Below are 14,784 nucleotides of genomic sequence, written 5' to 3' on the forward strand. Positions count from 1 at the left end.
CTTTTGCTATCCTTGTTTTTTCCAAGTTGCAAAAGTACTTCATTATTATCTTATTTCCAAGTGGTTAATTCGTTGAAAATCAATAATAATGCAAAATGTTTGAGTAGTTAGAGTAATTTTTTAAATTATTCGTGGTAATAAAACACATAAGAGGAATATAATTCATCATTCCACCAGTCTTTTCTGACTTCCGAAAAGTAGTTATAATTCTCCTTACCCGCTTGTGATTGCAATGGATACACTACTTTACCATTCTCTCGGTATGCTCGATGCAAATCAGTTTCGGGAACAACAGGAACGATATGCCCAGAGAGTCCTTTTTCTTTTCTTTTGGCACAAATTATTCCAACACCGCCATTGACATTCACTTTATTTTGAATTTCTTCAGCGGTAAACATCCTTTCCCATCCAAAATTGGCTCCCCATTCCAAAAACCAATCGTGGATGGCACTAGAGTAAATGCGATCAACAGTTTGTTCAAAAACAGCATCAACGACTTCTCCTTCTAATACTTTTTCCAGGGATTCATCCGTCCACCAAACGGTAGGCAGATACACTTTGCAGAAATGGCAATAATCATAAGAATATACATTACAGTAAGTGTCTTCTATTGTTCTTTGATACCTGACATTTGTGGCAACATCCAGTTTATCAATGAGTCGACCAATACTTTCTCGCTTGCTTGCAGCATCAGTCAAATCTCTAAACGGAATACTGGAATCCAAAATAGGTCTTTCTTTCATTTCCATGGAATCCAAACGCGATTCTGAATCGGGTAATAAATCAGCTTCCTTTATTTGTTTATGCGCAATGAAATCCTCAATTGTTGACATTGCATATGTCGAATGGGTATCTTTCTTCATTTTGATTGATTTGAATCAATTGTTGTGAGTCTGCAGTTTCTTAAAACCACTAGTACATCCTTACTCTGAAAATCTATTTCTAAAAATTTAAATGTAATCAAAAAACCCACGATAGGAAATTTAATTTCACTGCAAATCTCCGATAAATATTTCACCTAACTCAATAAAATGCACTGCATTATTTTTTTCGTTTGCTTTAGTTTTCATTAACGGCCTTTAAATATCTTTCTTGTCAATCCATTTCCCCACTGTTGGCGGAACGTAATTTTCCATTTTATCCAAAAGATCATCAATGGTGTCACTTACCAAAAGCATTTGTTGATTTACTTCTTTCAAAAGCCCTTTGTCCACCATTGTTTGAGTAAAAATAATTAAAGCATCAAAATAGCCTCCAACGTTTAAAATGCCAATTGGTTTTTTATGCAGTCCGAGTTGTCCCCAAGTCAGCATTTCGAAAAGTTCGTCTAATGTTCCAAAACCACCCGGCAGTGCAATTACGCCATCGCAAAGGTCATTCATTTTGGTTTTCCGTTCGTGCATGGTATCCACCAAAATCAGTTCCGTGAGCTGCTTGTGGGCAATTTCTTTTGACCTCAAAAAATTGGGCAATACTCCGATTGCTTTTCCGCCATTGTTCAAAACGCCGTCAGCAATGGCTCCCATAAGTCCAACATTGGCTCCGCCATAAACTAATTCTATATTTCGTTTAGCTAATGTTTGCCCAAGCAAAGTCGCTTGTGCAGTATAGATTGCTTCGGTTCCTGAACTGGAACCACAAAATACAGTTATTCTTTTCATTTTTTTAATTTTCTTAACAGTCGCGAGCAGTATAAAAAATCGTATCCATTATTAAAACCAAATATACGCATTTACCATTTTTAAAACATCATTTCGAATTGAGAAACCCAAAGGCCAGGATAATTTTAATGAACGACACTTAATCGAAAAGAACACTAAAAAATACCCTAGATTATCTTAAGACAAAAGTATTTTGTTTGGTTTCAAAAACTTAATTTTGCCTTTCCATAATACTTAAAAATAAAATCTATGTCTTTTCAACCTGTATTTGCCGAGTTTTGGGAAAAAGTAAAAGAAAGTATCGCCAATAAAACTTATGCCAAATTGACTTTGGCCAAAACCATAGGCGACACTGATTTGAAAAATATTTATGTGCGTCCAGTTTTGAATGATGGAGTTTTTAGTCTTTCGGTTACTGCGCGATACAAAACGGAGGAAATAGAAAGTTTTCACACGCTTGACGAAGCTTATATTGTTTTGGCTCCATACATGAACAATCCGTTCTTGACGGCACTTTTGTTCACCACCGAAAATGATATTACCTTCAAACTGAATAAAAAACGTGTGGGAAGTATTATTGAACAAGCACCTACTTTTAAGAATGCATCAGATGTGATTCTGGAAATGAAAGAGAGAGGACTTTGATTTCAGATTTTTGAGTACTGATTTATGATTTCAGATTTGGTTGGAATATTAATTCAAAATCAAAAATCAGCAATCGCTAATCTAAAACCTTAAATCTATAACTCCCCGTCCCATTCGGCATAAAACTGCCCCAAAAATCCCTGCATATAGTGATGTCTTTGTTCAGCTATTTGTTTACCTGTTTCGGTATTCATTTTATCTTTCAACAATAACAATTTTTCATAAAAGTGGTTGATTGTAGGAGCTTGACTGTTTTTGTATTCTTCTTTGCTCATGTGCAAATTTGGCGCGATTTGAGGATCATACATTGTTCTATTCTTGAATCCTCCATAATTAAACGCTCTGGCAATCCCAATGGCACCTATTGCGTCCAATCGGTCGGCATCCTGAACGATATCCAATTCAATAGAAGAGAATCTTTTTTCAGTTTTTCCGCCTTTAAAAGAGATATTGTCAATAATTTGGATAACATGAGAAATAATGCTTTCGGAAACACCTTCGCTTTCCAAAAACTCACGAGCCACTTTTGGCCCCACTGTTTCGTCACCAGCGTGAAATTTACTGTCGGCTATATCGTGTAGCAAAGCACCGAGTTTAACAACAGTTTCGTCACAGTTTTCTCCTCTCGCAATTAATAATGCATTCTTATACACCCTTTGAATATGGAACCAATCGTGACCACCTTCGGCATTGGCTAATTGTTCTTTTACAAAAAGAATGGTTCTATTTATCAAATCCAGATTGCTCATTTGCTGTTTGTTTTTATAAAAAAGCTGATTTTCAAAGTCTAAACCTCAAAAATCAGCAATGTTAATTTCAATGTCAAAAATCAATATCAATTGCAATATCAATGTCAATGTCAATTTTAAAAAATCTTAATTCCGTAATCTTAAATCTTAAATTACAGTCTCGCCGGTTCTACCCATTTGAATTGGAATGACTCACTAGGAATAATTAATCTTTCAGAGATTCTTGCCATTCTAGCCGGCAACTTCATCAAGTAATCACGGGCTTTCTCGGCTTCATCCGTTAAACCACCTATTTTATCAATTTCCCATTTGTCAATTAGTTTTTGCATGATTTCCACATAATCGTTTGCAGTATAAACCCCAATACGTTGCGCTGAATCTGAAAAATGTTCGAAAGCAGAACTAATTTTGTTTCCTGATTCTCTCAGGAAATGAGCTGGCATCACTATTTTTTGTTTCATCATGTATTGGAAAGCAAGCATCATTTCGCTTGGATCCACTTTGAAAATTTCAGTAACAAAATGGCTATAGGCATGATGATGGCGCATTTCGTCACCAGCAATCATTTTACACATTTTTGATAATTTCTTATCTCCATAACTTTTAGCCAATTGCGAAACTCTGTTATGGGAAACATAAGTAGCTAACTCTTGGAAACTCGTGTACACAAAGTTCTTATATGGATCTCTACCCGTTCCGATATCAAAACCATCATTGATCAAATGTTGTGTTGTCATTTCGATTTCGCGCATATTCACACGACCTGACAAATACAAGTATTTATTCAGCAAATCTCCGTGACGATTCTCTTCTCCTGTCCATTGACGAACCCATTGAGCCCAACCGTTTCTCTCCAGATTATCAACACCCTCCACTTCCATCAACCAATTTTCGTAAGTTGGCAAAGCTTCTTCGGTAATCATATCTCCTACCATAGCTACCCAAAAATCATAAGGTAAATCTTTGGAGATTTCTCTAAGTTCTTTTACTTCTTCCAAAAAATTATCACTTTCAGAATTAGGTAAAAAATCAGAAGGCTGCCAAATATTTTCTACAGGAATCAGATACTGTTCCATAAATCCTTCTACCTTGTTTTCTAGAAATTGCATTACTTCTAGACGAATGTTTTTTATAGACATTATTTATAAATTATTAAATTTTTATTCCGTTTACGACTGCTGATTCAGTCTTTTGCATGATATCCTTAAACTCAAAATCCTTCACGGCAAATGCTTCATGCACTACAAAGGTAATATGATTTCCTAAACCATATGGAAAAGTTCCGTATTTTAAGAGTTTCCACGAATTATTGATACTGATGGGAACTATATAAGCCGATGGTGCATTCTTGCATAAAATCTTCAAACCAGTCTGTGCAAATTCTTTTGGTATTCCGTTCCGACTGCGCGTTCCTTCCGGAAAAATCACCGCTGAACGCTTATGCTTTTCTATATAATCTGCCATTTTTTTGATAGCAGGTATGGCTTGTTTTGGATCTTTTCTATCTATAACTACCGATCCACCATGTCTTAAATTATAAGAAACACTTGGAATTCCTTTGGCTAATTCTTTTTTACTGACAAATTTTGGATGAGATCTTCTCAAAAACCATATCATTGCAATAATATCATACAGACTCTGATGGTTCGCAACAAAAATGACCGGCACTCCTTTTGGTATACTTTCTCTATTTTCAAAACTAAAAGTCGTTCCTAAAATAATAACGATTTTCAGCAAAATAAAATTTAGATAATCAACACTTTTTTTATGCGCTTGATATCCAAATACGTGTAAACAAATCCATTGAATGGGGTGAAATACAACCAAAGTCAACAGAACTAGTACTAAAACAATAAAAGATAAGGGATACGAAATTAACTTTTGCATACTATTAAATTTGCCACAAAAGTAAGAAATATATTTTTAGGTCTATTTATAACTCCGGCAATTAATCAAACCCCATCTAATTGTTTGTAAAACATGAATTTACAAAATTTTAATCATAATTTATCAAAATAAAAAAGAAACTTTTGTCCCAATTGTAAATCCTACGGCATCAAAAACGGTCTGTTGTATGACTGCGCATTAATTGTACCTTTGCCTCTATTATAATTCAGCATATCTAATTAAAATGAACTTCACCTATCCCAAAAACGAAAAACTCAAAAGCAAAATAGCCATTGGATTATTGTTCACCGAAGGCAAATCGGTATCAAAATATCCTTTGCGATTGGTTTACAACACGGGAACTTTTGGCGAAGGCGAAAAAATAAAAATAGGGGTTTCCGTTTCCAAAAAGTATTTCAAAAAAGCAGTTGACCGTAATTATTTCAAAAGAGTACTGCGCGAGACTTATAGACTAAATAAACATTTACTAATAGATAATCTGGAACAACCTTACTCTTTTATGTTTTTTTACCAAAGCAAAGACCGCTTGTCCTATGAGGAAATCAATACCAAAACCATACAACTGTTTGAGAAATTCTTGTTGCAAATAAAGAAAGAAGAATAGCCGTCTCATCCATTTTCATTTAAATAGCCACATCAATGCTTAGTTGTAATCTAAATTAATTTTGTATTTTTAAAATAAATTACAGCCCCATGAGATCAAAATTAATAATTGCCCTTCTATTTTTCGCAGTATTAAGTTGTAAAAAAGCGGAAGCAGTTGCATCCGAAGAAATGTCTATCCAAGCGGTGAGATTACCTGCAACAAAAATGATGGAGGAAGCAGAAACAAATTCTGAATCTCCTAAAACTGAAGGCAAAATCATTGAGCAAAAAATAATCAGGAATGGTAATCTTAAGTTTGAAACCGACAATTTAGAAGCCACTTATGAACAAATAAAAATTGCTGTAAAAAAAGGGAAAGCCTTCATACAAAATGATAGTGAAGGAAAAGAATATGCTTCAATTTACAGAAGAATAACTGTTCGCATCCCAAGTGAAAATTTTGATTCTTTCATAAAAGAAATTTCGACCGGGGTTGCTTATTTTGACAATAAAGAGATTAGTTCGCAAGATGTAACAGAACAATACATCGACATTGATGCCAGATTGAAAGCCAAAAAAAAATTGGAAAACAGGTATCTTGAACTTTTGGCAAAAGCAACAAAAATGTCTGAAATGTTAGCTATTGAAGCTCAACTTTCAGCTATTCGAGAAGAAATTGAAGCCAAAGAAGGTCAATTAAGATACATGCAAAACCAAGTCTCTTTGAGTACCATTACAATAGAGTTTTATAAAACAATTGCAGAAGAAAGTGGCGTTACAATTTCCTACGGAGCCAAAGTATGGAATGCCTTTAAATCTGGATTTTATGGTATTTCAAGCTTCTTTTTGGGATTATTAGAAGTTTGGCCATTTATTATTATAGTAACAGTCCTATTTTATTTTATAAGAAAACGTTTCAAGAAAAAAAACATATAATCATGCGTACCTTTTTTCAAAAAAAAATCATTATTCCTGTTGTTGCTTCCGCCTTTTTATTTGTTGGTGTAAGTTTCAAAGACGACTATTTTGAGATTGCCAAACAATTGGAAATTTTCACGACGCTATTCAAAGAATTGAACAAAAACTATGTCGATGAGACCACTCCGGCAGAATTGATGAACAACGCCATCAAAGGAATGCTGAGCTCACTTGATCCGTACACCGTTTATTTTAACGAACAGGAAGTGCTCAAATTTAAAATTAACAATACGGGTGAATACACCGGAATTGGGGCGTTAATAACCCGAAAAGATGACAAACTAATCATAAAGGAGCCATATAAAAATTTCCCTGCCGATAAAGCGGGACTCAAAGCTGGTGATGAAATCATACAAATTGGCGACACCCCTTTGGCCGACTTCAAAGACGATGCTTCCCAATTACTAAAAGGATCCAAAAACACCAAAATCGACATCAAATACATTCGCCAAGGCAAAACCAATTCGACTGTAATTGTATTGGACGAAGTCGAAATCAAATCAGTTCCTTATTTTGCTAAAATTGATGATAAAACCGGTTATATTGTATTGGATCACTTCAACAGAAAAGCCTCTACTGAAACCAAAGAAGCATTGGAACAACTAAAAAAAGAAGGTGCCGAAAGAATTGTATTGGATTTAAGAGGAAATCCTGGTGGATTATTGAACGAAGCAGTAAATATCTGTAATCTTTTTGTTGCAAAAAATGAAATTATTGTAACGACTAAATCTAAAATAGAGAAGCACAACAACACCTACAAAACATCGAAAGACCCTATAGACACAACGATACCTTTGGTGATTTTAGTTAACGGACGAAGTGCTTCCGCCTCCGAAATTGTTTCGGGAGCTTTGCAGGATTTAGATCGTGCGGTAGTTTTGGGAAGTCGCAGTTTCGGAAAAGGTCTGGTTCAAAGACCTGTAGAATTAACTTATGGGACACAGCTTAAAGTAACAATCTCTCGTTACTATACACCTTCGGGAAGATGCATACAAGCATTGGATTATGCACATAAAGACAAAAACGGCGTAGCAATCAGAACCGATGCCAAAAACTACAATGCCTTTAAAACCAGAAAAGGACGAACCGTTTATGATGGTGGTGGAATTTTACCAGACATCGAAATGGAAGAAACCAAGACCAGCCCAATTGCAAGTGCCCTCTTAAAAAACGATGGTATTTTTAATTATGCCACTTACTATTATTATAAAAATCCCAATTTAGGAACAAAAATCCCAGTAATCACAGATGCCGATTACGCCGATTTTAAACAATTCCTAAAAAGCAAAAAGATAACTTTTGACACCGAAACTGAAGTGGCTTTAAAAAACACTTTGGAAACTGCCAAAAAAGAAAAACTGGATGAATCAATTGGTGTAGAGTATCAGCAATTGCTTACAGCGCTTCAGAAATCGGAAAATGCATTATTGGATAAAAACCAAAAAGAAATTAAAGGTTTATTGCTGGACGAAATCATCAAACGTTATCAATATCAAGAAGGTCTTTATGATTATTACATCAAAAACAATCCTGAAATCAAGAAAGCGGTCAACATTTTAAACACTACAACTGAGTATAATTCGATTTTGAAAATTTGATATGAAAACCATCTGAAGATGAAATAAAAACGGGTTGTTTTTGGTCATAAAAGTCCAAAAACAACCCACTTTACTATTTATAAAACTACTAAGAGCAACCCAAATTACTCTCTCACCATTTCAATATGCGGAATATCATCCTCCAGATACATTTCGCTGGATTGAACAAAACCAAGGCTTTCATAGAATTTTTTAAGATATAATTGGGCTCCAATTGTAATTTGGCTTTCGCCAAAGTATTCCAAAATACCCGCAATTGCTTCTTTCATCAATTCCTGCCCCCATTTTCTGTCTCTATAATCGGGATCAACCGTTACCCTTCCAATAGATGCATTAACAAAAGAAATTCCTGATTTAAAAAGTCGGGCGTGTGCCACAATTTTACCGTCAAAAATTCCAAAAAGATGCAAAGCGACTTTATCCTTACCATCAAGATCAAGATAGACGCAGTTTTGCTCCACCACAAAGATCCTGCTTCGCAATTGTAGTATGTCATACAATTCGTTTACTGATAATGCCTCAAAAGGCTTTATTTTCCATTCTATAGTCATTCTTGGAATCTTTATTATTTTCTCTTTTTTAAGTTTACAAATATAAAACTGAAAACGATTAGTATTCAAAACAAAATCAATTTATCCTTACCTCTTTTAAAATCGTTTCTAATTCATGCATAAAATCACGTCTGTCTTTCGAGGGAACATAACAAAATCCTACGAGATATGTAATTCTGTTCTTTTTGGGATCTACGATTAGATAACTTACAAAAGGGCCGAACATAAAACTATCTTTCAATCGCCATGTCCCACGGGTTTCATAGGCCATTTTCCCATCCAAAGCAATTTCTAAAAGATAAAGTGGATAGGATGTGTCAATATACATGTTTGAGGAAGGTTCTTCACCCTTAATATAGGCAGCTCCAATAGAATCATGAATTTTCACAATCTGGTTCAAAATATTGCCCTCCAGATTAAAGTTGCCACTAGGAAACTGGGTAACCAGAATACTGGAACATCCACTGGAAAATTCTCTTTTTAGCCAAACGAAATTTTTATTTTTAATACTGAAAGAATAGCTTTTTGGAACCTTAAGATCAAGCTGAAATTGATTTTGGAGTGTTTTGGGAATCACCACAGAATCTTTTAACAATTCCCAATGAGCAGCTATTTCACCTTTTTTGATACTCTGGATTATATCTGGAGTGTTCCTTTCAATTAATTCCAGAAGTTCAGCAACTGATTTTCCGGTAATATGAAATACACTTTGAGGAGTGGCATATTGGTTTTTTAGTACTTCAAAATGATTCTCAGATCCCATTTTTATAACAATAATCGTTCTGCTTTTGGTTACAAAACCCTCCATTACATTAGCTGGATATTGATTGATGTCAAAAATAGGCTCCTCTTTTGGTAAACCTTCTACAGGACTTGCAAATTTATTCCTGATAGTGTCTCCAACGACACCATTCCACAATTGATTATCAATAACAATTGAAATAGCATTAATTTTGCCGGTAGAGTGTCTGGAACTATTTTCTTTTTTCTTAGAGCAAGAAAAAAGGATCCCGATAGCAAATAAAAACAAGATGGCAGTTTTATTCATTTTGAAAAGTCTGAATAGACTTCAAATATACTGCAGTTTATTTAATTATCCTTTTATTTTCAATCCCATTCCTGGTTTTAAATCATCCCCTGTAATATTGTTCCATTTTTTCAAATCGGATACTGTAACTCCAGGATATTTTTTAGAAATGCTAAACAAAGAATCTCCCTTTTGAACCAGATAATTACTATCGTCATTTTTAGATGAAGCAGTCGCAATGTCTTTTTTCTTAAAAGAATCCACTGTAGCATTGTTAGTGTTAATCGCAATTTCATTTTTAGCCACTACCAATGAATTACCTACAACTATGTTATTTGAATGCAGGTTATTCCATTGCTTCAAATCGGCTAAAGAAGCTCCAAACTTCTTAGCGATACTTCCAAGGTTATCACCTTTTTGCACTTCGTATTGAATATCTTTAAGTTCTGGTGCTGCAACTACGGCAACAGCAGTTTCATTCGCTACAGGTGCGGCTAGATTACCAACTTGTAATGAAGCACCTAGCTTAATATTTTGAGAAGTAAGGTGATTCCATTCTTTTATCTCTGCCACTGTAGTGTTGTATTTTTTGGCAATAGTGTTTAAGTTATCTCCTTTTTGAACGATATAGAAATTCGTTGCATTGGCAACAAGCGTATCTGTTTTATCAACAGTTGCTTTGTTTTCCTTGCTTGCAATACTGGTATTATCTTTTACTATTAAAGCTTTATTTTTAACATTATTTAAGGCCAATTGAACACTGCTTGAATCCGAATCTTTTTCGATAATTATTTTCAATGATTTACCTGTGGCAACAGAATTACCTTTGAGGTGATTCCATTTCTTCAAATCGGACACTGCAACATCATTCCTTTTTGCAATATCACCAAGATTATCGCCGCGCTTCACTTTATAATATCTAATTTTGGTACTGGATGCTAACAGAGTAGCTGTAGAATCTTTGATAAAATTAGACTTTCTGCCCTCATTAATCTTCTCTCTTTTGTCCATTTCATATTGAACATATGCATAAATTTTATCTTCATTGGAAGTAAAAACAGCCACTTTGCTTGAAGGTAAAGTCAAATAATGGCTTTTCCCCTCATAATTTGGAATCACATTTCGTTTGTATGAAGGATTTAGTGCTTGAAGTTGCTCAACTGGAATATCTAATAAATTGGAGATTTGAGCGAATGACATTTCTTTTTTAACCATTACGGTATCGGTAGCAAAATGTCTAACTAAAGCTTTTTTGGGAACAATGCCGTGTTCTTTGTGGTATTCGTAGATGTACATTGTGGCAAGAAAAGCAGGAACATAGCCTTGGGTTTCTTTTGGCAACTTGTCTTTAATATTCCAGAAATTTTGCTGTCCACCTGAACGGCGAATGGCTTTGGTTACATTTCCGGGTCCTGAGTTATAAGAAGCCAAAACCAAATCCCAATCGTTAAAAATGGCGTACATATTAGTCATATACTGAGCTGCAGCTTCTGAAGATTTCAAAGGATCGGAACGTTCATCTACATAAGAATCTATACTCAAGTTGTATTGTTTTCCGGTTTGATACATGAACTGCCACAAACCAGTTGCTCCCACTCTTGAAACTGCTTTTGGATTTAAAGCCGATTCCACAACAGCTAAATATTTAATTTCTAAAGGAACATTTTGTTTGGCTAATGCCTCTTCAAAAAGAGGGAAATAATATTGGGCAACCGCCATTTGATTGGCAAAAGCTTTTCGTCTGTTTTTAAGGAAGGACTTTATTAAATTTTCCAACCCCTGATTGTATTCGATGTTAAAGGGAGACTTAGCATCCATTGCTGCCAAACGCTCTTTCAATAATTCAGTAGGCAACTCTTTATCAATATCTTTATCAATGTTTACGGTATTGATTTCCGTTTCCAAATCATTATAAATATCTAAGGTACTACCTATTTGATTCATCCACAAACTATCAGTTTTGACAGTACGATCGTATTTAACAAAAGAATTTTTGATGGAATCTAAATATGAAACAGGTTTTTCATAGCTAACTATTTCTGTTTTCCCCGCAGAATTCTGTGAGAATGCTGCAAAAGAAAGCAAAAGAAAAAAGGAAAGGGTGGTATTTTTTATTGTCATAACTGTAATTTCAATTCGCTATTATTCAAACGATTACAAATCAATTCCTGCAAACTTAGAATGTATTTTCTAATTCAAACCATAAATAATGTTAAAAATACAAAAATATTCGACATTTAACTTATTTTTTTAAATTTTGTAAGCAAATAATTTCAAAAAAATTAGAAATAGTAACTTAAAAAGCGACAAAGACTTCTCCTTAAAAAATAACCCAAATCAAAAACTTTAAACATATTTTTTAATTAAATACAATTGCAAAATATGTTAATTAAAAAAATGGAGCCTTTAATGCAGTTACAATAGACACTATCACTTGTTAACATAACGCAAACTATTGTATTTTAGTGTATTATAAAAAAAACAAAAACCTTTAGTCACAAATAAAGCGACTAAAGGTTAAATTGATTTTCAAAAAAGTATAACTAACAATTTAAAAATTCAAGGGATAAGCATTAATGCCAATATCAAGACTTTAGTCCAATATTGCAGCAATTCCAGGTAATGTTCTGCCTTCTAACATTTCTAACATTGCGCCACCACCTGTAGAAACATAACTCATTTTATCTTCAAAACCGAATTGTTTTACGGCTGCCACAGAATCACCACCACCAACAAGGGAGAAAGCACCATTTGCAGTAGCAGCAGCAATATAATTTCCTAGTGCAATTGTTCCTTTAGCAAATGTTTCCATTTCAAAAACACCTAATGGACCATTCCAAAGAATAGTTTTAGATTCCATAATCACTTTTTCAAAGTTCTCTAGTGACTTTGGCCCTGCGTCAAGACCTTGCCATCCGTCAGGAATTTCTCTTACATCCACAATTTGCGTATCGGCTGTATTCGAAAAGTCATTGGCAGCAACAACATCAACCGGAATGTGAATTTGAACTCCTTTCTCTTTGGCCAATCTTAAAATTTCAAGTGCCAATTCTTGTTTATCATCTTCACAAATAGAATCTCCAATTTTACCACCCAGTGCTTTTACGAATGTAAATGTCATTCCACCACCAATAATCATGTGATCAACTTTGTCAAGAATATTTTCGATAACTGTAATTTTTGAAGATACTTTCGAACCTCCAAGAACAGCAGTAACCGGTTTTTCACTGTTTTTCAAAACCTTGTTTAAACTTTCAATTTCTTTGGCTAATAATAGTCCAAAACATTTACTTGTTGGAAAAAACTGAGCGATAATAGTTGTTGAAGCGTGTGCTCTGTGTGCTGTACCAAAAGCGTCATTTACATAAATGTCTCCAAGTGAAGCCAATTCTTTAGCGAAAGCAACATCACCAGCCTCCTCTTCGTCATGAAAACGTAAATTTTCTAATAACAATACTTGTCCCGGTTTCAAATTATTGGCAGCTTCTTGCGCTACTGGACCAACACAATTGGCAGCAAATTGAACGGATACTCCTAATATTTCTGAAGTAGTTTTTAGGATATGTCTTAACGAATATTTGTCTTGAACACCTTTTGGTCTTCCAAGGTGTGACATTAAAATTACACTTCCGCCTTGCGCTAAAATAGCATCTATAGTAGGTTTTGCAGCTTCAATACGATTGGCATCAGTTACATTAAAATTTTCGTCCAAGGGAACGTTAAAATCTACTCTTATTATTGCCTTTTTATTATTGAAATCAAAGTTATTCAAAGTCTTCATGGTTCTTTTTTTTAGTTGTTTTTGAAAGAATAACAAAGATATAACTTTTAAATAAGTATTAAATTTGAAAATTCTAAAAAAATTATGAATTTACTAACGAAATCGATGTAAATACAAAATAACCACAAACCATTATGAACTTTGTAAAATTAATATGCATTAATCAATGGTGGCCTAATGATAAAAATATACGCTTCAGATCCATTGGAAATACAACAAAAAAAAGCACAAATTATTTCTGAGAAACCAGAACCAATTTGTGCTTTTTATATTTAAGAAAATCGATATCTAATCGTGTACCGGACTTTGGGTACAAGGACAGTTACTAACGCCTTGCAAGAATCTAAACCCTATTGTTAAGGAATGGGTTCCGGAATTATGAGCCGCCAAATTATTATCTAGTGTAATTTGATAAGAATAGCCCATTGATATATATCCTTTTGTAAAACCAACCATAGGACCTACCCCAAGTGGTTGACCAATTTGGTCATTCAAAAAACGATAAGTGGCTCCAACCCAATAGTAATCTTCGTATCTATTAAACTTTCTATACTTAATATTTAAATCCGTATTAGAACGACCATCACTTTGAAATAATTGATAATAGGCGGACGGTTCCAATTCTGCATTATTTCCTATGTCAAACACATAACCGGAATACAATTGATAGTTGGCTAGCAAATTTGGCTCAAGTTTAGTGGTGGTAAAATCAATGTTTTTTTGCAAAATATTAGTTGCAGTACCACTTACGTAGAAATTTTTATTACGATATAACAATCCTACCTCAAAGTTATTATTGGTAGTAGAACGATTATCCGTAATTCCGGCATCGGGAGGAATATTACCTAAATCTGGAAGATCTATACGAAACGAATTATAAATATACGAAAGCCCAAACGAAAGGTATTGTTTGGAATAATAATCCAAAATAATGTGGTGTGCAAAGGTAAGTTTCCCCCCTGCCTGTTTTGTGTTTCCATTGGAATCATTATACAAACTCAAACCCACACCGGATTGGTCCAATACCCTAAAATCGGCATAAAGAGCCTGACTTCGAGGCGCATCCTGTACCCCAACCCATTGCTGATATCCATTAAGGTTGATTCTAAAGTTATCTCCAATACCAGCATAACTGGGTGAAATCACATAAGGATTATCGGCCAAATATTGTGTCGCTACAGGAACATTAAGCTCTTGACTGTAACTGGCTGTTACAGTCAAGAGGAAAATGCTAATTAAGATCTTTTTCATTTTATTTTTCATTTTGGATAACTAATCACTCTCTAATCTTCTTTCTACAA

14 protein-coding genes are annotated in these 14,784 nt (G+C 34.3%); 4 read left to right on the top strand and 10 right to left on the bottom strand.

The annotated features are described in order from the left end of the window. Positions 1 to 125: 125 nt before the first annotated feature. Both C8C85_RS07395 and C8C85_RS07400 read right to left on the bottom strand, forming a co-directional pair. Complete coding sequence (locus C8C85_RS07395) at positions 126 to 863, bottom strand: hypothetical protein (protein ID WP_116796497.1); 738 nt, start codon at positions 861 to 863, stop codon at positions 126 to 128. Between the two features lie 216 nt (positions 864 to 1,079). Then, the gene (locus tag C8C85_RS07400; protein ID WP_116796498.1) at positions 1,080 to 1,661 is read right to left on the bottom strand and encodes a TIGR00730 family Rossman fold protein; all 582 of its coding nucleotides are present in this window, start codon (positions 1,659 to 1,661) and stop codon (positions 1,080 to 1,082) included. A gap of 249 nt (positions 1,662 to 1,910) precedes the next feature. On the opposite strand from C8C85_RS07400, the gene C8C85_RS07405 reads away from it, so the two are divergent. Further along, positions 1,911 to 2,306, top strand: coding sequence for a hypothetical protein (locus C8C85_RS07405; RefSeq protein ID WP_116796499.1), 396 nt, complete (start codon positions 1,911 to 1,913; stop codon positions 2,304 to 2,306). 95 nt (positions 2,307 to 2,401) lie between these two features. On the opposite strand, the gene C8C85_RS07410 is transcribed toward C8C85_RS07405, so the two are convergent. The 3 genes from C8C85_RS07410 to C8C85_RS07420 form a co-directional block, all read right to left on the bottom strand. Beyond that, entirely contained in the window at positions 2,402 to 3,055 is a 654-nt protein-coding gene (locus C8C85_RS07410; RefSeq protein ID WP_116796500.1) for an HD domain-containing protein, read from the bottom strand. A 152-nt stretch (positions 3,056 to 3,207) separates the two neighbouring features. Beyond that, the gene (locus C8C85_RS07415; protein ID WP_116796501.1) at positions 3,208 to 4,194 is read right to left on the bottom strand and encodes an acyl-ACP desaturase; all 987 of its coding nucleotides are present in this window, start codon (positions 4,192 to 4,194) and stop codon (positions 3,208 to 3,210) included. Between the two features lie 13 nt (positions 4,195 to 4,207). Further along, positions 4,208 to 4,942, bottom strand: a complete 735-nt coding sequence (locus C8C85_RS07420) for a lysophospholipid acyltransferase family protein (RefSeq protein ID WP_116796502.1) — start codon at positions 4,940 to 4,942, stop codon at positions 4,208 to 4,210. Between the two features lie 244 nt (positions 4,943 to 5,186). On the opposite strand from C8C85_RS07420, the gene C8C85_RS07425 reads away from it, so the two are divergent. The 3 genes from C8C85_RS07425 (at position 5,187) to C8C85_RS07435 (ending at position 8,124) form a co-directional block, all read left to right on the top strand. Further along, complete coding sequence (locus C8C85_RS07425; protein ID WP_116796503.1) at positions 5,187 to 5,567, top strand: ribonuclease P protein component; 381 nt, start codon at positions 5,187 to 5,189, stop codon at positions 5,565 to 5,567. Positions 5,568 to 5,656: 89 nt separating this feature from the next. Continuing rightward, positions 5,657 to 6,484 carry a DUF4349 domain-containing protein gene (locus tag C8C85_RS07430; protein ID WP_116796504.1) on the top strand — a complete coding sequence of 276 codons (828 nt, stop codon included), beginning with the start codon at positions 5,657 to 5,659 and terminating at the stop codon, positions 6,482 to 6,484. Between the two features lie 2 nt (positions 6,485 to 6,486). After that, positions 6,487 to 8,124 (top strand): S41 family peptidase, encoded by a 1,638-nt coding sequence (locus C8C85_RS07435; protein WP_116798422.1) that lies wholly within the window; start codon positions 6,487 to 6,489, stop codon positions 8,122 to 8,124. 104 nt (positions 8,125 to 8,228) lie between these two features. On the opposite strand, the gene C8C85_RS07440 is transcribed toward C8C85_RS07435, so the two are convergent. From C8C85_RS07440 to C8C85_RS07460, 5 genes are all read right to left on the bottom strand, one after another. Further along, entirely contained in the window at positions 8,229 to 8,675 is a 447-nt protein-coding gene (locus C8C85_RS07440; protein WP_116798423.1) for a GNAT family N-acetyltransferase, read from the bottom strand. A gap of 76 nt (positions 8,676 to 8,751) precedes the next feature. Beyond that, positions 8,752 to 9,723 (bottom strand): DUF4837 family protein, encoded by a 972-nt coding sequence (locus C8C85_RS07445; protein WP_116796505.1) that lies wholly within the window; start codon positions 9,721 to 9,723, stop codon positions 8,752 to 8,754. 45 nt (positions 9,724 to 9,768) lie between these two features. Further along, positions 9,769 to 11,823 (bottom strand): LysM peptidoglycan-binding domain-containing protein, encoded by a 2,055-nt coding sequence (locus C8C85_RS07450; protein WP_116796506.1) that lies wholly within the window; start codon positions 11,821 to 11,823, stop codon positions 9,769 to 9,771. Positions 11,824 to 12,295: 472 nt separating this feature from the next. Next, positions 12,296 to 13,483 (bottom strand): phosphoglycerate kinase, encoded by a 1,188-nt coding sequence (locus C8C85_RS07455; RefSeq protein WP_116796507.1) that lies wholly within the window; start codon positions 13,481 to 13,483, stop codon positions 12,296 to 12,298. 288 nt (positions 13,484 to 13,771) lie between these two features. Further along, the gene (locus C8C85_RS07460) at positions 13,772 to 14,734 is read right to left on the bottom strand and encodes a type IX secretion system membrane protein PorP/SprF (protein ID WP_116798424.1); all 963 of its coding nucleotides are present in this window, start codon (positions 14,732 to 14,734) and stop codon (positions 13,772 to 13,774) included. Positions 14,735 to 14,784 lie beyond the last annotated feature (50 nt).

Origin of the sequence: Flavobacterium sp. 103, from assembly GCF_003096795.1 — a bacterium.
In the GTDB taxonomy this organism is placed as follows: Bacteria; Bacteroidota; Bacteroidia; order Flavobacteriales; family Flavobacteriaceae; genus Flavobacterium.

Excerpts from the sequence above, each read along its gene's own strand:
- C8C85_RS07395 (WP_116796497.1), bottom strand. The coding sequence starts at position 863 with ATGAAGAAAGATACCCATTCGACATATGCAATGTCAACAATTGAGGAT.
- C8C85_RS07400 (WP_116796498.1), bottom strand. The coding sequence starts at position 1,661 with ATGAAAAGAATAACTGTATTTTGTGGTTCCAGTTCAGGAACCGAAGCA.
- C8C85_RS07405 (WP_116796499.1), top strand. The coding sequence starts at position 1,911 with ATGTCTTTTCAACCTGTATTTGCCGAGTTTTGGGAAAAAGTAAAAGAA.
- C8C85_RS07410 (WP_116796500.1), bottom strand. The coding sequence starts at position 3,055 with ATGAGCAATCTGGATTTGATAAATAGAACCATTCTTTTTGTAAAAGAA.
- C8C85_RS07415 (WP_116796501.1), bottom strand. The coding sequence starts at position 4,194 with ATGTCTATAAAAAACATTCGTCTAGAAGTAATGCAATTTCTAGAAAAC.
- C8C85_RS07420 (WP_116796502.1), bottom strand. The coding sequence starts at position 4,942 with ATGCAAAAGTTAATTTCGTATCCCTTATCTTTTATTGTTTTAGTACTA.
- C8C85_RS07425 (WP_116796503.1), top strand. The coding sequence starts at position 5,187 with ATGAACTTCACCTATCCCAAAAACGAAAAACTCAAAAGCAAAATAGCC.
- C8C85_RS07430 (WP_116796504.1), top strand. The coding sequence starts at position 5,657 with ATGAGATCAAAATTAATAATTGCCCTTCTATTTTTCGCAGTATTAAGT.
- C8C85_RS07435 (WP_116798422.1), top strand. The coding sequence starts at position 6,487 with ATGCGTACCTTTTTTCAAAAAAAAATCATTATTCCTGTTGTTGCTTCC.
- C8C85_RS07440 (WP_116798423.1), bottom strand. The coding sequence starts at position 8,675 with ATGACTATAGAATGGAAAATAAAGCCTTTTGAGGCATTATCAGTAAAC.
- C8C85_RS07445 (WP_116796505.1), bottom strand. The coding sequence starts at position 9,723 with ATGAATAAAACTGCCATCTTGTTTTTATTTGCTATCGGGATCCTTTTT.
- C8C85_RS07450 (WP_116796506.1), bottom strand. The coding sequence starts at position 11,823 with ATGACAATAAAAAATACCACCCTTTCCTTTTTTCTTTTGCTTTCTTTT.
- C8C85_RS07455 (WP_116796507.1), bottom strand. The coding sequence starts at position 13,483 with ATGAAGACTTTGAATAACTTTGATTTCAATAATAAAAAGGCAATAATA.
- C8C85_RS07460 (WP_116798424.1), bottom strand. The coding sequence starts at position 14,734 with ATGAAAAAGATCTTAATTAGCATTTTCCTCTTGACTGTAACAGCCAGT.